This window comes from Eubacterium sp. MSJ-33, assembly GCF_022174665.1.
Lineage (GTDB): Bacteria > Bacillota > Clostridia > Lachnospirales > Lachnospiraceae > Coprococcus_C.
Map to the genome: position 1 here is coordinate 1,811,445 of NZ_CP076562.1, position 16,890 is coordinate 1,828,334.

17 protein-coding genes are annotated in these 16,890 nt (G+C 41.1%); 2 read left to right on the plus strand and 15 right to left on the minus strand.

The annotated features are described in order from the left end of the window. Positions 1 to 64: 64 nt before the first annotated feature. Entirely contained in the window at positions 65 to 898 is an 834-nt protein-coding gene (locus KP625_RS08515) for an acyltransferase (protein ID WP_238297260.1), read from the plus strand. Positions 899 to 974: 76 nt separating this feature from the next. On the opposite strand, the gene rfbD is transcribed toward KP625_RS08515, so the two are convergent. Next, positions 975 to 1,925 (minus strand): dTDP-4-dehydrorhamnose reductase, encoded by a 951-nt coding sequence (rfbD, locus tag KP625_RS08520; RefSeq protein WP_238297261.1) that lies wholly within the window; start codon positions 1,923 to 1,925, stop codon positions 975 to 977. Between the two features lie 338 nt (positions 1,926 to 2,263). Continuing rightward, positions 2,264 to 3,361 carry an Rpn family recombination-promoting nuclease/putative transposase gene (locus tag KP625_RS08525; protein ID WP_238297262.1) on the minus strand — a complete coding sequence of 366 codons (1,098 nt, stop codon included), beginning with the start codon at positions 3,359 to 3,361 and terminating at the stop codon, positions 2,264 to 2,266. 297 nt (positions 3,362 to 3,658) lie between these two features. On the opposite strand from KP625_RS08525, the gene KP625_RS08530 reads away from it, so the two are divergent. Next, positions 3,659 to 4,861 (plus strand): CgeB family protein, encoded by a 1,203-nt coding sequence (locus KP625_RS08530; RefSeq protein WP_238297263.1) that lies wholly within the window; start codon positions 3,659 to 3,661, stop codon positions 4,859 to 4,861. A gap of 20 nt (positions 4,862 to 4,881) precedes the next feature. Here KP625_RS08530 and KP625_RS08535 read toward each other — a convergent pair whose 3' ends face one another. From KP625_RS08535 to pseC, 13 genes are all read right to left on the minus strand, one after another. Beyond that, positions 4,882 to 5,289, minus strand: coding sequence for a DUF4143 domain-containing protein (locus tag KP625_RS08535; protein WP_238297264.1), 408 nt, complete (start codon positions 5,287 to 5,289; stop codon positions 4,882 to 4,884). Next, positions 5,249 to 5,461: an AAA family ATPase gene (locus tag KP625_RS08540; RefSeq protein WP_238297265.1), complete on the minus strand. Its 213-nt coding sequence runs from the start codon at positions 5,459 to 5,461 to the stop codon at positions 5,249 to 5,251. The genes KP625_RS08535 and KP625_RS08540 overlap by 41 nt, the downstream gene beginning before the upstream one ends. Positions 5,462 to 5,740: 279 nt before the next feature. After that, complete coding sequence (locus KP625_RS08545; protein ID WP_238297267.1) at positions 5,741 to 6,712, minus strand: transketolase family protein; 972 nt, start codon at positions 6,710 to 6,712, stop codon at positions 5,741 to 5,743. Continuing rightward, positions 6,709 to 7,524: a transketolase gene (locus tag KP625_RS08550; RefSeq protein WP_238297269.1), complete on the minus strand. Its 816-nt coding sequence runs from the start codon at positions 7,522 to 7,524 to the stop codon at positions 6,709 to 6,711. The genes KP625_RS08545 and KP625_RS08550 overlap by 4 nt, the downstream gene beginning before the upstream one ends. Before the next feature lie 3 nt (positions 7,525 to 7,527). Next, entirely contained in the window at positions 7,528 to 8,268 is a 741-nt protein-coding gene (locus tag KP625_RS08555) for an SDR family NAD(P)-dependent oxidoreductase (protein ID WP_238297270.1), read from the minus strand. A 14-nt stretch (positions 8,269 to 8,282) separates the two neighbouring features. Continuing rightward, on the minus strand, positions 8,283 to 9,512 hold the full coding sequence (locus tag KP625_RS08560) for an acyl-CoA reductase (protein WP_238297272.1): 1,230 nt from the start codon (positions 9,510 to 9,512) through the stop codon (positions 8,283 to 8,285). Then, positions 9,490 to 10,584 carry a LuxE/PaaK family acyltransferase gene (locus KP625_RS08565; protein WP_238297273.1) on the minus strand — a complete coding sequence of 365 codons (1,095 nt, stop codon included), beginning with the start codon at positions 10,582 to 10,584 and terminating at the stop codon, positions 9,490 to 9,492. The genes KP625_RS08560 and KP625_RS08565 overlap by 23 nt, the downstream gene beginning before the upstream one ends. A gap of 28 nt (positions 10,585 to 10,612) precedes the next feature. Continuing rightward, positions 10,613 to 12,022 carry an AMP-binding protein gene (locus KP625_RS08570; RefSeq protein ID WP_238297274.1) on the minus strand — a complete coding sequence of 470 codons (1,410 nt, stop codon included), beginning with the start codon at positions 12,020 to 12,022 and terminating at the stop codon, positions 10,613 to 10,615. Continuing rightward, the gene (locus KP625_RS08575; protein WP_238297275.1) at positions 12,006 to 12,242 is read right to left on the minus strand and encodes an acyl carrier protein; all 237 of its coding nucleotides are present in this window, start codon (positions 12,240 to 12,242) and stop codon (positions 12,006 to 12,008) included. The genes KP625_RS08570 and KP625_RS08575 overlap by 17 nt, the downstream gene beginning before the upstream one ends. 12 nt (positions 12,243 to 12,254) lie before the next feature. Continuing rightward, complete coding sequence (locus KP625_RS08580; RefSeq protein WP_238297276.1) at positions 12,255 to 12,971, minus strand: hypothetical protein; 717 nt, start codon at positions 12,969 to 12,971, stop codon at positions 12,255 to 12,257. Between the two features lie 24 nt (positions 12,972 to 12,995). Beyond that, entirely contained in the window at positions 12,996 to 14,126 is a 1,131-nt protein-coding gene (gene rffA, locus KP625_RS08585; RefSeq protein WP_238297277.1) for a dTDP-4-amino-4,6-dideoxygalactose transaminase, read from the minus strand. Positions 14,127 to 14,163: 37 nt separating this feature from the next. Continuing rightward, positions 14,164 to 15,672: a glycosyltransferase gene (locus KP625_RS08590; protein WP_238297278.1), complete on the minus strand. Its 1,509-nt coding sequence runs from the start codon at positions 15,670 to 15,672 to the stop codon at positions 14,164 to 14,166. 18 nt (positions 15,673 to 15,690) lie between these two features. Continuing rightward, positions 15,691 to 16,887, minus strand: coding sequence for a UDP-4-amino-4,6-dideoxy-N-acetyl-beta-L-altrosamine transaminase (gene pseC / locus KP625_RS08595; RefSeq protein ID WP_238297280.1), 1,197 nt, complete (start codon positions 16,885 to 16,887; stop codon positions 15,691 to 15,693). Positions 16,888 to 16,890: the final 3 nt, after the last annotated feature.

The window sequence follows — 16,890 nt, forward strand, 5'->3', positions numbered from 1 at the left end:
CCATTTTTTCTGTTCATAGTGGATTTGATTTTAATAGCAGCGATTTTCTGTTGATCAACAAATTATGGATCATATTTATTCAGATTGGTGGAAAGATTGGCGTGGATGTATTTTTTTGCTGTTCTGGATTTTCACACTCACAGGACTTCAACCATATAGCACAAGAGAATTAATCTACCACTGTTTCCCTATTATTTTCGGTAAATGGTGGTTTGCAAGTTCTTATTTTATTCTCTACCTTGTGGCACCTTATTTGAATAAAATGCTGAATAGTCTCGACAAGGATAGCTATAAGAAAATGCTATTGCTTTTCGGTATTCTCTGGTGTGTAGTCCCAACGCTCACTGGCTGGACAGTTGAAAGCAATAACCTGTTATGGTTTATATTCCTCTATTCGTTAGCCGGTTATATCCGAATCTACGGAGTGAATATAAAGGCATCTGGTTTTATGTGTATCCTGTTGTCTTTCTGCGTGACGATTTTTACATTCCTTGCAGTTGCTGCATGTAGCCATTACAGTAACAGGATTCCTTTTCTACGAGACTATACAACTTGGTTTTATGATATGAACAGTTTATTTATATTGCTGATTTCCGCTTTGCTTTTCATAGGTTTTTCCAAGTTGAATATCAAGGCTAACCGAATTATCAACATCATTGCTTCCGCTACATTTGGTGTTTATCTTATTCATGACAACCGTTATGTACGTGCAATCCTATGGTCACGTATCTTCCATACAACCGCATACAGCAATCGTTTAATGTTAATCCCTTATTCTATTTTTGTGATCTGTGCTATATTTGGTATATGTACAATCATAGAATTAGTACGAATTTATGTATTTGAAAAACACTATATGAAAATGATCAACACACGCGAAAACAAATCTTTGCCTTAAACCAAAATAAGAGGAGCGCCCATAAGCGCTCCTCTTATTACCATCTGCACATTTTCTGGGATTCGATTATCTATAACTACAAATTCGCTTCCTTCAAATACCGTCTCACCGCATCTGTCCATACCGGCAGTGGCTCAAACCCATTCTCCACAAGCTTGCTCTTATCCAGTCGGCTGTTAAACGGTCTCGCTGCCTTGCTAAGTCCGTATTCAGCAGTTGTCACCGGAGTCACTTTTGTCGAAAGGCCATACTGGCGATAAATCTCCACGCAGAAATCATACCATGAAATATATCCTGTCTTTGCTCCATTAGCTTCGGCGTCTTCCGGCAATTCAGCATTTGTCGCATGGTAATATCCATATTTCTCTGACTCACACATATCGACAAGCAATCTCGCAAGATCGTAAGTATACGTCGGCGTACCAATCTGATCACAGACTACACGCACCTCATCATGTGTCTTACCAACATTGACCATCGTCTTAATGAAATTTTTGCCATTCAATCCAAATACCCAAGCGATACGCACAATAAAATATTTGTCAAGTATCGATGATACCGCAAGTTCTCCATCAAGCTTTGACTGCCCATAGACATTCAGTGGCTTGTAGTTCTTGCAATCCGGCTGCCAAGGTTCCGTTCCCTGTCCATCAAATACATAATCTGTCGAGAGATACAACATCTTGCAGTCGATTTCCTTACATGCCTGCGCAATATTCTTCGTACCATCTACATTTACTTTCTTTACAGTTGCCTGCTTATCTTCATCTTCTGCAGCATCCACCGCTGTCCATGCTGCACAGTGAATGACCGCATCTGGCTTAACATCTGTGATTGCCTGCATCACTGCATCTTTATCTGTAATATCAAGCCCTACATAATCCATCATTGTCACAGCTGAACCATCTGCTACACCTGCATAGGATTCACTCAGATCCGACCCAACACCTTCATGTCCCCGCTTCGCCAACTCATTCATCACATCATGTCCAAGCTGTCCATTTACACCTGTCACAAAAAATTTCATGATTTAATATATCCTTTCCATTCCGATTTTTATTCTAATATATCTGTTAAAATTATCACTTTTCCAATTCATTTTATCAACCATCTATCTGAGCGTCAAGCAGCAAAAAAATCACTTTTTTCATTAATTTCACCCCAAAAAGTAAAAAGTGTGCCGTTTAAACGACCAACTATGCCAAATGCCTTGTTTTTTTATCTGCATATGCTAGGATGAACTTGTTCGAAGCGATCGCTTTTGAACAAGGGAGGAATCGAAGTTATTGATGTGCGGATGCAATAACTTCAAAATGTGTGTTTACATAAAAACCGGGCGGAATGGGGAGCCGCCCGGTTTTGCATTTACCAATATTTCTCAATAAGTTTCTTTGCCGTATCCTCCGACTTACAGATTACTGCAATTTCCGATATTGCAGACTCTTTCGTGCATCCATCCTTCTTCCACTGCTCAATCAATGCCTGATACAACTTCTGACTTTCTGTCTGTAAATTCTCGATTTCCGCCTGCTGATTCTCGATTTCCGCCTGTTGTTTTTCAACCTTTGCCTGATACTGATCCGCCATATAGTGATACATATTATCATCCATCATTTTGAGTGCCTCTGAGAACATCCCTACCACCTCCTCAGGATTATGGACGTATTCCGAAATCTCCTCGAAGATTTCCTCCATCCATGGATATTTCTGACATAGAAGTTCTGCATCTTCATATGTATTCGTTGCAAGTAATGACAGCCACGCCGTAAGCTCGTTATCATCTTTAGCATATCCAACTTCCCGAAATACGTCAAGAGATATAAGATAGAAGTCCTGTAAAAATTCTAATTCCAAACCAGTGTTAAAAATTGTTGTTCCATGATGCAGATATTGATTCCCAATCTTATCCGCATGAAACGCCTGGTACACTGGCGCATCCGTTGTTTGTGGATCTGTATTCTCAAAGATAACAATCGTATACACCTTCTTCAATGCAGAATAATTAAAATTATCTCTTAGCCGATTTTTAACCTGTTCATATTGCCGAAGCAGCAGATCTGCTGAATAACAGGACATCCGCTCTGCGGGAAAAGCAGCCGAAATCTTCTGAATTTCCACCGTTGTTATGGATCCATCTGCCAGACGAACTATAATATCCATTATCAACAGAGAATTGCCTTTGAGCAACGTGTCCTCATTCGTCAAAGTTTCAGTCACTGTCACCTCCTGCCCAAGTATCGCAGATATCAGCCGGGATAACCGATCCGGATGAATGTCAGTATTGAAGATTCTCTTAAAGAACGGATCATAGGTAAGTGGAAGTGTTCGCTTGCTTAAAAAATAATCTTGCACCAGCGTCTTCCATCGCGGACGAAACGAATTATACAGTGCGTTTGCACCCGGATAGTTAGAAATATAGCTTTCAACATCCGCTACATCCTTAAATAATTTTGATTGAAACATAGAAAGTCCTCCTTGGGTAAAAATGAATTTGCTCACCAGAGCAATTAATGGATGATAAATAATTAGAATATTAAGATATAAAATAATAAATAGACTGTTACCAAACTACGCCAGAACAACGATTCTTGACAACACAATTACCATAACAGTATTCTCTCTGACTGTAAATATCTTCCAATGAAAAATCACATACTTTTCACAAAAATACAGCCACAACCATTTGCAACATTGCATCCCCCGCGCATCTCGATTATAATATCTTTATATCACTTCGGAAGAAAGCGGGGAGCTACAATAATGAAGATCATATTTTGCAAATGGGGAAGCATCTGCGAAAAAGGAATTGCCAATGCAATGCAACGGTTGGGCATTACAATTATTACCATGGATCGCAAATTTGAAAGTGTCGATTACGACAAAGGTTATCTGGAAGCACTTGCCTGCATGATTCAGGAAAATCCGGATGTCTCCTGCGTGTTCTCCGTGAATTTTCAACCAATTGTAGCGCGATGTTGCAAGGTATTTAAACTACCGTATTTGTCCTGGACGGTGGATTGCCCAAGTTTCCAGCTTTATTCCGAGACGATCGCATATCCAACCAACCGAATTTTCGTCTTAGATCGTATGCAATGGGAGAAATTCTCACCCGCGAATCCAGACTGTATCTTCCATCTGCCAATGGGTGCAGATGTTGCAACGTGGGACGCTGTAAAGGTAACTAAGGAAAATCATCAAAATTACGACTGTGACATCTCTTTCGTCGGTTCACTATACTCTGAAAAGACCCGCTATAATTCGATTGAGAAAGATCTGCCAGACGAGATGCGTGGCTATGTCAACGGACTGATCAACGCCCAGCTCAATGTATACGGTTACAATTTGTTAGAAGATTCCATCACCGACGAATGGGCGCAGGAATTCAAGAAATATGCAGACTGGCTGCCACTTGGGGAAGATTACTCCGAAGATGTGAAAGGCATCGTTGCTGACACCTATCTCGGCTACAAATGCACCGAACAGGAACGCATCCGCACCTGTAATGCAATCGGAGCACGTTTTGAAGAGTTACGAAAACAGGGGAAGAATTATCGTTTTGATCTCTGGACATTGAGTGACACAACACCATTACAACATGTCCATTGCCGTGGCGGTGCAGATTCCAACACAATGATGCCGCAGATTATCAAGTGCAGCAAAATCAATCTGAACATGACGAACCGCCCGATCAAAACCGGACTGCCACTCCGTATCTTCGACCTGATGGCGTGTGGCGGCTTCGTGCTATCAAATTATCAGGTTGAAATCCCGGAGATTTTCGTCCCGGACGAGGACATCGTATTATACGACAGCATCCCAGATATGCTTGCCAAAATCGAATATTATCTGGCACATGATGATGAACGGGAGCAGATTGCGAAAAATGGATACGAAAAAGTAAAAGAATATCATAGTTACGATGAAAGAATTGTGACAATGTTAAAAGCAGCTGGGATTATTTAATCCCGGCTTTGATGGCCGATTTATAAATCAAACATCAGCATATAGAACGGAATTGTAATCCTTTTGTCACTTACCCCAACATTTTGAGACGCTAACTTGTAGCCATATTTACAAATACCTGATTCCAAAACACGGTTCAGGGAATTCGCTCTCTTCTTTCCCGCCTTCACCTCAATCGGAATCACGCCATCCTCATTTGTAATCGGAAACTCCAACTCCATTGTAGACTTTACATCCTTATAGAAATACAGTTTCTTAATATCTTTTTTGATCAGGAAATCTGCGACAAGCGCCTCGTACAAGCCTCCCTTTGCCGTACCCAGCATAATATTTGTGCTTTTGTCCTCGACATTACCGTCTTCCAGCAATGCTTTTTTCAATCCAAAATCAAATCCAGCCATAAGCAATCCGATATCTGTCAGATACATGCGGATACGAGCTTTCCTGCCGATAATTCATCCCCAGACCGGAGCCTGTTGCGATCACATCATATCTATGATCCTGTGTCCAGAATTTCAGGGATGTCATTGCCTCCGGGCACTCCTGCACTTCGTCCAATAAAATCAGGGTTTTGCCTGCAGCAAATCTGGCTTCCGGCATATATATTGACAAGTTCAACAGCAATGTATCTACCGAAATATATTTGCATAAATATAAATATCTATCGAAAAATATTTGTTTTGGAGTGTTTTTCTATAGAATTTATACAAAAAACTTATGTGAGCAGGCACAAGATTTAATAGAAAAAAAATTGGTAATTTCTTGTAAAAAATGAAAAAGAGTGCCGTTTAAACGACCAAGTATGCCAGATGGGTTGTTTTATATAAGAAATCCCGTATGAATTTTGTAATCCATACGGGATTTCTTATTTATCGGCATTTATATTTTACATATTCTCTTAACACGCTGAGCAATCTGTATGGCAGTCAATCCGCATTGTTCCAGCTGATATGTGTAAGTTCCTGGTGGAATAAACCGATCTTCTATACCTATAATTTCAATTGGTGCATGTTGTTTCATTTTACACAAGCATTCGGCGACTGCCGATCCAAGTCCACCATAAATACTATGTTCTTCTACAGTCACAATATGTTTACTTTTTGCAGCATACTTTTTTATGGTATCTGCATCCAATGGTTTAATTGTATGCATATTTATGACCGTCGAAGAAATCCCATCTGCCTGCAAAAATTCTGCTGCTTTAAGAGTCTGTGCTACCATTGAACCCGTAGCAACAAAACAAATATCGTCACCTTCTCTCAGGCAAACCGCCTTACCTATCTCAAACTCATAATCCCCATTATATACAATTGGAGTATTTACCGGACCTGTTAATCGTATATACGTCGGCTCCTTTGTTTCTGCCGCCGCCAGAAAGCACTTCACCATTTCCATGCAATCAGCCGGTGATACAACCACTATATTAGGAAGTGCGCGCATAAACGCAACATCCTCAACGCTCATATGTGTAGCCCCCAAAATTCCGGCGCCAAATCCCGCTGTCAATCCTATCAGCTTTACAGGAAGCTTCATATATGCCATATTCACTCGCACTTGATCTGCACATCTAGAAGTTGCAAAGCTGGCATATGTATTAACAAATGGGATAAATCCTTCCTTTGCAAATCCACCCGCTGCACCCACCATATTCTGCTCTGCAATACCAAAATTATACAAACGATCAGGGAATTGTCGATGGAATCTCTCCAATCCCGAGAAAAAACAAAGATCCGCAGTCAACATCAATACCTTTTCATTTGTGTTTCCCAATTCTATTGCAGCTTCGCCCAAAGCACCGCTCGGACCAAGTCGCGACCAAATCCTTGCATTTCTTGATGTCATCTCAATCATAAACCTTTTCCAACCTCTTCCATTGCCTGTTGATACTGCTGTTGTGATAACCTTGCATTATGGAATCTCCAATTATTCTCCATAAAGGAAACTCCTTTTCCCTTTATTGTCTCTGCTAAAATCACAAATGGCTTTTTGGGCTTTTTGTTATACGCTTGGAGCAAAGCGGTTATATCATGTCCATCTACTTTCATCACATCCCAACCAAAGCTCTTCCATTTTTCCTCCATCGGACACATATTCATAATATCATCTGTATAACCATCATACTGGATCCGATTTATATCGACAATTGCCACTACATTATCAAGCATAAAATGTGCCGCACTCGCCGCTGCCTCCCACACAGCTCCCTCATCGCATTCTCCATCGCCTAAAAACACAAAAACACGTGACTCATTGTTCCTCTTCCTTTTTAATGCCAATGCCGTCCCAACGCCAAGCGATAATCCCTGTCCTAAACTCCCACTTGCATATTCAATACCCGGCAATCCATTTAAAGAAGGATGTCCGGATAATTTAGATCCATTTTTCTTGAATTCCTTTAGACAATCTTCCGAAATAATCCCTGCCTCAACCAACGCAGGATAAAGTGCCAAAGCTGCATGTCCTTTACTCAATATCACGCGGTCTCTGCCTTCCCATTCCGGGTTTGCGGGATCATAACGAAGAACACCACAATATAATGCTGCCAGCATTTCTGCCATCGACAGACTCCCGCCTAGATGCGCGCCTATATTTCCAGTCTCATAAGTCATCTGAATTATATTTTTCCTGATATTCATTGCCGCTTTCCGACATCTCTCTATCATAGCTTAAATTCCCCCGTCTACACGAATGATCTGCCCTGTCATATAGCTTGAAAGATCGCTTCCAAGAAATGCAATAACATTTGCGATTTCCTCCGGTTTTCCCGCTCTTTTCATAATCGTATTTTCCAAAACGCGTTCCTTCAGCGATTTCTCTATTTGATCTCCCATATCTGTATCGCAGACTCCCGGAGCTATTGCATTTACGCGAATACCATACTGCCACAGTTCATGTGCAAGTTGTCTTACTCCACCTAAGATAGCTGCCTTACTCGCCGCATATTCATACTGTGCCGGTACTCCATCCAACGCAGCCACCGATGCAATTTGAATAATGCTTCCACTATGATTTCTGCTCATCAACCTTGAAATATACTGGGTCATTAACGTTGTCCCCCAAAAATTCACATCAAATACATGCTTCATCTTTTCTATAGAAGACATCTGAAAACTAGTGCTGGCGTCTGCAACCCCTGCAAGATTAACCAAAATATCAATCTGTTTGCTCTGTTTGCGAATTAATTTAATTCCTTCTTTAATCGTAGCTTCGTCAACTACATCAAAATAAACCGGAAATATTCGAACATCGTTTTCCTGTGCCAATATCTCCAGCTCCTGTTCAAAGCCTTCATCCTGTGTCCTTGCACAAGCGAAAATGTCTGCACCGTTTTTTGCAAATATTTCTACTGTCTTTTTCCCTATTCCTCGTCTAGCTCCTGTTATTACCGCCGTTTTTCCTTGTAACATATCAACTGACTCCTCTATATCCCAACTCTTATGGTTCTTGTCAAGCACTCCATAATATTATAACCATCCCATATTAATTCAAAATCCATTGTCTTTCCAATCGGAACTATTCGATCCACACCCTTAATTCCAGACAGAAGCAGTTTAGTAAGATTTTTCCGGTCACCCAAATAGCCGATTGTCTGGCAATGTGTATTATCACACAAATTTCGAATCTCCATAATATCGTCGCAATCATACTCAAAGAAAAATCCCGAATGGCTCTTCCACTGCATCAGCGAAGCATCCACATTATTTACATGCATCCGCGTAATATAATTGTCTCCCATGTCTATGAGTTCTGCCTTTTCTAGTCCGATTGCTGCCAGGTAACTGTTTGTCAGCTTATTAATACCCATAATCGGCTGAAATTGATATTTTTCCTTCACAAGCTTGTGCTCATACTCCCAAAACAGCTGTTTAGCCTCTTCCTTTTTAGTACCAAGCCAAATCAAAACACTTGGGCTTGTACACGCATTTTGGTCAGAAAGATAGGTGTCATTATAAAAATCCTGTGCAAACGCTTTTTTCTTTTCCAGATTCATATAAACATCACTATCAATCACTGCCAATGAATATCTGTCAGCAAATGTGATTTCCACCGTTCTCGGTCTGATTGGTGATTGACGAATCTCCGAGATTGTAGCATCCCCGCCCCAAATTACTCGTACATCTGCTATTTGAGAAAACCAATCATTTACAGCCTTGTCATGTCCGTACTGTACAAGGCATACATATGGTTTTACATCCTCAAATGTCCGCAGACACGCATTCAATACATCATTTATTATCCTAACTTGTGGAAATTCCTTTGAAGGGACCCGGACAATACAAGCATTTCCGGTAAGCAGACCTGCTACCATAGAATACGCATAATTAACCGCAACATTCGATGGCGCAATATGAAAGGTTATCCCACGGCCTACATGAATATCGCCATCTTTATCCACAAACTTTCTCTTCAGCTCTGTTAAATGTGCCTTTCGAATCCAAAATGCAAACGTCACAATATCAGGATATGCTTTTGCCTCTGATGAGGCGAGCAAAGACTTAGATACCATATTCAAATAATCTACAACCAAGTCCGAAAAAGGCTCTAAAACAGGAATCCGTGTCATTCTCTTAACTAACAGTGCATCTCCAACCAAAAATTGTACGCTGTCCAATACAGATATATCATTTTCACTTACTAAATTCTGCTGCATAGGTATCACTACACCCCCGTATTTCAGCATTTTTCAGCCGTCCGAATACTTTAAAATATTTTCCTTTTCTCCCACACGGGCAATCATCCTCCCCCAATAGCATCCCCTCATCCTCCGTAATCAAGGAATGGCCCGGATAAGACTCGGGAATCGTTGATATAACCTGAATAATCCCCCTCTCTCCTATTTCACAAAGAGAAAAGTCTTCCGGTCTGCGAACCAACACATCCGAAAAAATACTTGCGTGCAAATGCCCACATTCACACTGCATATAAATACATCCGGTCTGTTCTACCATACCATAATAATCATGCACATCTGACAAGCCACACACTTCCCCCAACCGCTCTCGAAATTGCTCAGGTCTAACCGCTTCATGAATCAGCTTCTTCCAACCGCCTCCATGAATCAACACAGCATTCGATAGATCAAACAAAATACCCTGCTCCTTCAAGCGTAACAGTTCCTTATAAAAATACTGCCATATCATAAATGTGAATCCAAAAAGCAGAATTTTTTGACCTGCATATTTCTCTAAAAAAGCGCGAAGCCCTTCGACATCCAACTCCATATTGTCATTCAGGGCATAGATTATCTTTGACCCAAACATAGAAAAGCCTAAAATACCAGCCCCTCTCGCAGAAAACATAGTTCGATTTTTCAATACAGATGGACAATCCAGAATAATCATCGGCATCCTGCCGGAACCTGTAAATTCATTTACAATCTTCACCATCGTCTTTTGCTGATTCGAAGCAGTTGTACGATCCAAATATATCCGGGAAACGGCCTGTCCGGTCGTGCCGGATGACGTCATAGTCTTTACAATCAATTCATCCGATACACTCTTTAGACTAAGTTCCTTGAATAATCGAACAGGAAGAAAAGGAAGCTGCTCATATGTCTCAACTCGGCAGGCATCAAATTGTAAGCTCTGCAGGATTTTTGCATATTCTGCACAATTCTTTTTATGAAATTCTGTAAGCTCTGTTAATCTTTGTGTTAAAAGCTTCTGCTTTTGTGATTTTTCCAAAGAAAACGGAGATATATTCAACAACTCTTTATAGTCCATTTTTATTCGGCTCCCACTATCAAACTGATTAACTGTAATATTTTGTCAACTCATTATATAAAGTTTTTCCGGCATCATTTTTCGGTATCGCACCTATCACGATCGTCTTAAAGGCTGCCGGATTTAGTTTTGTCATATCTGCTATAAATGCCCGAACCGGATCTGCATATGCTGCATCGGTTACGAATAAATACATATGATCATCCACCCCTGCGCTTGCACATTCTATACCAAAGTGCCCTTTAATCAATCGATCAATCTCGTCGAGATTGACCCGATTTCCATAAATCTTAAGAAATCGTTTTTTTCTGCCAACAATATAATAATACCCGTCTTCATCCATCCGAGCCATATCGCCGGTCTGCAGAATACCGTTGCGTTCATCCCCCTTCGCCAAATCATCAACACACTCTGCGTATCCAAGTGTAACATTTGGCCCCTCATAAACAAGTTCTCCTGTGACTTGCGGTATAGTCACATCATTTCCTTTTACATCAATCAAACGAAAACGCCCACCCGGAATTGCAATTCCCATAGAACCACACTTTTCCAAAGCTTTATCGGCCGGCAGATATCCCATACGTGCTGTTGCCTCACACTGACCATACATAATAACAAGCTTCTTATGCATTGTTTCTGCATATTCTGCGAATTTCTTATGCAGCTTCGGAATCAATTTTCCTCCCGCTTGCGTCATATATCGTAAAGATGGCAGCTCCATACGATAAAACCGCAGCCGGTCAAGCATTTCATAAGTGTACGGCACCCCTCCAAAAGAGGTTGCTTCATATTCCCTAAAAAACGACCAGAATTCCTTTTGCATCAATCCTTTTTCTGTTACCAGTAAAGTCGCTCCGACCATAAAATGACTATTTATAATTGACAATCCATAGGTATAATTCATAGGCAAAGTTGTGATTGGTCTCTCTGTCTCTGAAAGTTCCAGATACTCCACGATTGCTTTCGCATTTGACTGAACATTCTCATAGCTTTGTCTTACAAACTTTGGGCTTCCGGTCGACCCTGACGTTGTCAAAAGCAAACATAACTCGTCATACAGTGTATGTTCCAGCTTATATGGGGTTCGAAGCAATACATAATCGTATAATATTATTTCTTCCTGCATCCCATCCAGACTTGGTGCCATACCCACAGGAGCCCAGATAAACTCCGGCTGATATCTCTGCAACAGTTCCAATAACAAAGTATTTTCCATATTCGCATTCAACAAAACAGGGACACTGCCATGTTGAATAAATGAAGCATATCCCACAATTGAACCAATTGAATTCCGACATAGACAAAAAATCAGACTTCTTCTGCCAACAGCTGCCGCCAATTGATTTCCGGCCTGTATTAGCTCTCCATAAGTTACCATCGAACCATATTCATCTATGATTGCATTATTACTTTCGTATCGATCAAATCTCCACATCATATTTCTTTAATATTTCAATCCCTTTCTCAAACGAACTAAAATCAATAATATCATCCGTATCCATCATAATATCAAATTCATCTTCAATCGCTGCAACCAATCCCATATGCCCAACAGAATCCCACTGCTGGATTGCCTGATATTCCAATCCCGGCAAAATATCCTCACTAATTCCAAACGTCTCCACAAATGCATTTACATATTTTTCCTTATTTGTCATAATCCGTTCTCCTTAATTATGTTTGATAAATGTATGTATAATACTCTCTGGTATATAACCATTCATTGTCAATGCGCGAAGCTGAAAAATGTTATTCGTCGATACACTCGCCCGAACCTTTTTCCCGCCTCGTTCCTTCACCGCCTGCGGAACCTTTACGACTGTTCCCAAACCGCCTTTCTGATATTCCTTATACATTCCGCCGAGGAAAGAATCATATTCTTTGTTCTCTGCCTCCCTCAACGCAAAAAATCCAATCACTTTATCCTTATATAGATACTTTACAAATTCTGTTCCCCGCGCATACTCATCCTGTACCCAGTTTACATATCGTTTTTTAGCCATCTCCCATGTAAAATAAGGATCCAGAAAAATACGGTCACTGTCAAACATTCCCTTCCGGATTTCCCCACACAGAACATCCACATCTGCCTTGTCCATGGTTGCTGTATCGACTGCATCCCGAAGCCTTTTCTGAATCGGCGAATAACTTACTTCATGCAGATCATGATACAACGTTACCATATCTTCTATATATGCATATCCCAAATCCTGAAGCTGAAAGATCAAATCCGTCCTTGAGACCGGAAGCTTCACTACCATATATCCCGCACTCTGATCCTGCAATATATGGCTTACCCGATCCGCTGTGTCATGTTCCTCGATTGTAATCTCTATTGTATTGGTTTCAAGATTTCTCTTTTCCCATATTGCATCGACAATCTTCATTGCTTTCTACACATCTCCGTTCTCTTAGCTGCAATAAAAATCATTTATCTTATTTACGATATATTCCCGATCCTCCGGCAACAATCCATAATATAATGGTAACCGTACCAATCGTTCACTCTCTACGGTCGTATAAGCATCAACGCCGGAAAATCTTCCAAACCGCATCCCTGCCTCCGCAGAGTGAAGCGGAATGTAATGAAACACAGCAGTTATACCATTCTCTTTCAAATATGCAATCATTGAAGATCGCTGCTCAATATTTCTTGTCTTTATGTAAAACATATGAGCATTATGTTCACATACTTCCGGGATTTTAGGCAGTTCCAACAAGCCTTGTTCTTCTAAAGGTTTTAACTGTTTATTATAAAATCTCCATGAATCCATACGGTTCATATTAATCTCATCTGCAAGCTCTAACTGTGCATACAAATATGCCGCATTTAAATCACTTGGCAAATAGCTGCTGCCAAAATCCACCCATGTATATTTATCTACCTGGCCTCTGAAGAATTTTGATCGATTTGTCCCTTTTTCTCTCAAAATTTCCGCTTTCTCTATATACTTAGAATCGTTGATTACCAGCGCTCCACCTTCTCCCATCGAATAGTTCTTTGTCTCATGAAAGGAAAAACACCCAAAATCTCCGATTGTTCCAAGATATCTGCCTTTATATGTACTCATAATACCCTGGGCAGCATCCTCAATCACCTTGAGACGATATCGCCTTGCAATATCCATGATTGTATCCATCTCACAGGCAACGCCTGCATAATGAACAACCATGATTGCCTTCGTCTTATCTGTAATCGCAGCTTCTATTTTCGTTTCATCGATATTCATTGTATCCGGTCTAATATCTACAAAAACAGGCGTAGCCCCTGTCAATACAATCGCAGTCGCGGTACTTGAAAACGTATAGCTTGGAAGTATCACTTCATCTCCCATATGAAGATCACATAAAATCGCAGCCATTTCCAATGCACTTGTCCCACTTGTTGTCAACAGCACCTTCTGCACGCCAAAACGGTCTTCCATCCATGCGGAGCATTTTTTTGTAAATTCCCCATCTCCGCATATCTTCTTATTTTCAACTGCCTGTTTGATATATTCTAATTCTTTCCCCGTATAGGGCGGTACATTAAAGCTTATCATTCATTCCCCACTCTTTCTGTTCTATGCTGATCAATTTTTACTGCATTATCTCTTTTATTATCTTGTTTATATTGTCCTGCATACCCTGATACATATTATCTTCTGTCATTGATTCAGCACATTTTTCTGCTTGTTTCTGTTGTAGTGCTCTATACATCGAATCCTCTGCATATCTCAAAATTTTCTGCTGCATCTCGTTGTAATCGGAAACCAGAAAATCAGAGCCCGCATGAAGTGATACATCTCCATGATCAAGCGCAATTACCGGCAGACTCGACGCAAGCGCCATTGCTGCACTATACCCGCCACCGTTTCGGTCTGGATTTACATACAAGTCCATAATCCTATATATTCCCAACAGGTCTGTGCAATAATCTACAAAGTACAATTGTTCCTGCGATATAGCCTCTTGCAAGAGCTTCTTTTTTTCTTCCAAACCACCAATAAATACAAATGCCACTTCATGATTTTGCCTCGTTATACTCTGCACCAGGTGGATGAATGCTTCATCTAGTTCCTGTTCCAACCGGTTTCCCACGACGACACAGACAAACTGACCGTCTTTGATTCCATACATCTCTCTTGTATGAACCATCTTTGGTTCCCCAAAATAATGTGAAACCTTCGAAAACCGCACAAATTTCTGCGGAAGCTGCGCGAGTAATGCATCATTTTCTCCCAGATCAATAAGGATCTGCGCCTCAGACACCGGCAATACTGTAGACATGCTTTGCGCAACAACTGTCGTATATTTCGACAGCACATCTGCCACCGGATTTATAGTTCCCATACTAAATACAAATAACGGATTCCATTCAAGAATATAGGACAATATCATAGAATAATCCCGGACATTCCCTACTTCCATGCTGACTTGATATCCAAAAAATTCTTCTCCTTTATAGCTCCTCCTAATTGGAGCAGTCTCATAACTATCGTCCGCATTCATCGCACACGATTTATACCAAAGATCGTATGTCTCTCCAGCATTACATGGAAGCACTACAAGCAAAACCTCATACCCCATGACATGCTTCAAAAGATACGCCATTTCCAAAACTGCTTTTGTTGGTGCGTGCAGCTCAGATATCAACTGTTCTGTCACAATCACGATCCTATTTTGATTTCGATCTGCAACCTCTCTATACGTCTGCATAATCGGGATTTCTTTCTCCCACTTCCGAACAGTATTGACATGAAACGCTCTGGCTTCTAAATACCGTGTATGACTCACCGCATTCACTTGTACCTCTAACATACTACGTATCACAGAATCAAAATCTAATGCCTCTGCGACTTGCAATGCCAACGGCATCCACACATCTGCCGCCCCATTTTGTATCAATATCGAAAGCACAAACAACAGGTCACTCTTTTCAAGCTGGCTCAGCAGTATATCCTTGATCTTTTGCTGTTCCTGCACTGAAAGCTGTGCGTATTCATGATGTATATCCGGGAAAATCATTTGCGCATCTTCCGCAGTATAATCGTCCATATGCGCACATATTCGCAATATTTTCTGTATCCATGTTATCGTTTTATCCATCTTATTTCTCCCCCATTCTCATCTACGATAATTCCCCACGACCTTGGTCACGGCCTGTATCACATCCTGCACATCCTTGTCTGTCATCTTCGGATATAAAGGAATGCTCATGATGCCTTTGTAAATCTCCTCTGCAACCGGACATATGCCTTTCTCATAGCCAAGCTTCTGATAATATGGAAACCAATATACCGGCACATAATGAATCTGACACTGCACGTTTTCCGCACTCATCGCATCAAAAAACTCACGTCTGGTACATGACAATTTCTCCAGATCCAATCGAATAATATACAGATGTCTGCACGTGTCTGATTCCGGGATTTCCTTTTGCACAATTATTTCCGGCAGCTTCGCAAATGCTTCATCATACATCTGCACAATCTGCTTTCTTCTCACTTTGAATGCATCCAGCTTTTTTAACTGGCTGCATAAAAGTGCTGCCTGAATATCCGTGATTCGGTAATTATAGCCAAGCATGATTTGTTCGTAATACCAAGGGCCTTCATGTACCGGTTCCTCCATAAGTGCTGGGGCGTGTGTGATTCCGTGTGTATGCACAAGATTGATTTTCTGATATAGCGCATCGCTGTTCGTCAAGACGGCACCGCCTTCTCCTCCGGTAATCGTCTTAACCGGATGAAAGCTGAATGTCGTAATATCTGCCAGATTTCCAACCTGCACACCATCATACGTCGTTGCTATCGCATGCGCCGCATCCTCTATAAAGATTAAATGATGTCTGTCACAGATTTCCCGGATTTCCTTATGCTTAACTGCCTGTCCGGTAAAATCAACTGCCACAACGGCCTTCGTCCTGTCCGTAATCTTTGCCTCTATGCTTTTCGGATCTATGTTGTATGTATCCATTTCAACATCTGCGAACACCGGTCTCGCGCCACAATAAAGTGCACAGTTAGCACTTGCCGCAAATGTAAGAGGGGTCGTGATAACTTCGTCCCCTTCTCCGATTCCTGCTGCCATACAGGCACAGTGCAACGCCGCCGTTCCATTGCTGACTGCTACCGCATGCTTCGCCCCTGTATACTGCTCTAATGCTCGCTCAAGTTCCTGCGTCCTCGGGCCACAGGTTACATAATCACTCCGCAAAGTATCTGCAACCGCCTGAATATCCTGCTCGTCAATCCACTGCTTTCCGTAGTATATCTTTGTATCCCGCACCGGTGTTCCACCATTTATCGCTAGTTTTTCCATGTC

Bases quoted from the DNA above. Each gene is read 5' to 3' on its own strand.
- KP625_RS08515 (WP_238297260.1), top strand. From the start codon at position 65: ATGGATCATATTTATTCAGATTGGTGGAAAGATTGGCGTGGATGTATT.
- rfbD (WP_238297261.1), bottom strand. From the start codon at position 1,925: ATGAAATTTTTTGTGACAGGTGTAAATGGACAGCTTGGACATGATGTG.
- KP625_RS08525 (WP_238297262.1), bottom strand. From the start codon at position 3,361: ATGTTTCAATCAAAATTATTTAAGGATGTAGCGGATGTTGAAAGCTAT.
- KP625_RS08530 (WP_238297263.1), top strand. From the start codon at position 3,659: ATGAAGATCATATTTTGCAAATGGGGAAGCATCTGCGAAAAAGGAATT.
- KP625_RS08535 (WP_238297264.1), bottom strand. From the start codon at position 5,289: ATGTATCTGACAGATATCGGATTGCTTATGGCTGGATTTGATTTTGGA.
- KP625_RS08540 (WP_238297265.1), bottom strand. From the start codon at position 5,461: ATGCCGGAAGCCAGATTTGCTGCAGGCAAAACCCTGATTTTATTGGAC.
- KP625_RS08545 (WP_238297267.1), bottom strand. From the start codon at position 6,712: ATGATTGAGATGACATCAAGAAATGCAAGGATTTGGTCGCGACTTGGT.
- KP625_RS08550 (WP_238297269.1), bottom strand. From the start codon at position 7,524: ATGATAGAGAGATGTCGGAAAGCGGCAATGAATATCAGGAAAAATATA.
- KP625_RS08555 (WP_238297270.1), bottom strand. From the start codon at position 8,268: ATGTTACAAGGAAAAACGGCGGTAATAACAGGAGCTAGACGAGGAATA.
- KP625_RS08560 (WP_238297272.1), bottom strand. From the start codon at position 9,512: ATGCAGCAGAATTTAGTAAGTGAAAATGATATATCTGTATTGGACAGC.
- KP625_RS08565 (WP_238297273.1), bottom strand. From the start codon at position 10,584: ATGGACTATAAAGAGTTGTTGAATATATCTCCGTTTTCTTTGGAAAAA.
- KP625_RS08570 (WP_238297274.1), bottom strand. From the start codon at position 12,022: ATGATGTGGAGATTTGATCGATACGAAAGTAATAATGCAATCATAGAT.
- KP625_RS08575 (WP_238297275.1), bottom strand. From the start codon at position 12,242: ATGACAAATAAGGAAAAATATGTAAATGCATTTGTGGAGACGTTTGGA.
- KP625_RS08580 (WP_238297276.1), bottom strand. From the start codon at position 12,971: ATGAAGATTGTCGATGCAATATGGGAAAAGAGAAATCTTGAAACCAAT.
- rffA (WP_238297277.1), bottom strand. From the start codon at position 14,126: ATGATAAGCTTTAATGTACCGCCCTATACGGGGAAAGAATTAGAATAT.
- KP625_RS08590 (WP_238297278.1), bottom strand. From the start codon at position 15,672: ATGGATAAAACGATAACATGGATACAGAAAATATTGCGAATATGTGCG.
- pseC (WP_238297280.1), bottom strand. From the start codon at position 16,887: ATGGAAAAACTAGCGATAAATGGTGGAACACCGGTGCGGGATACAAAG.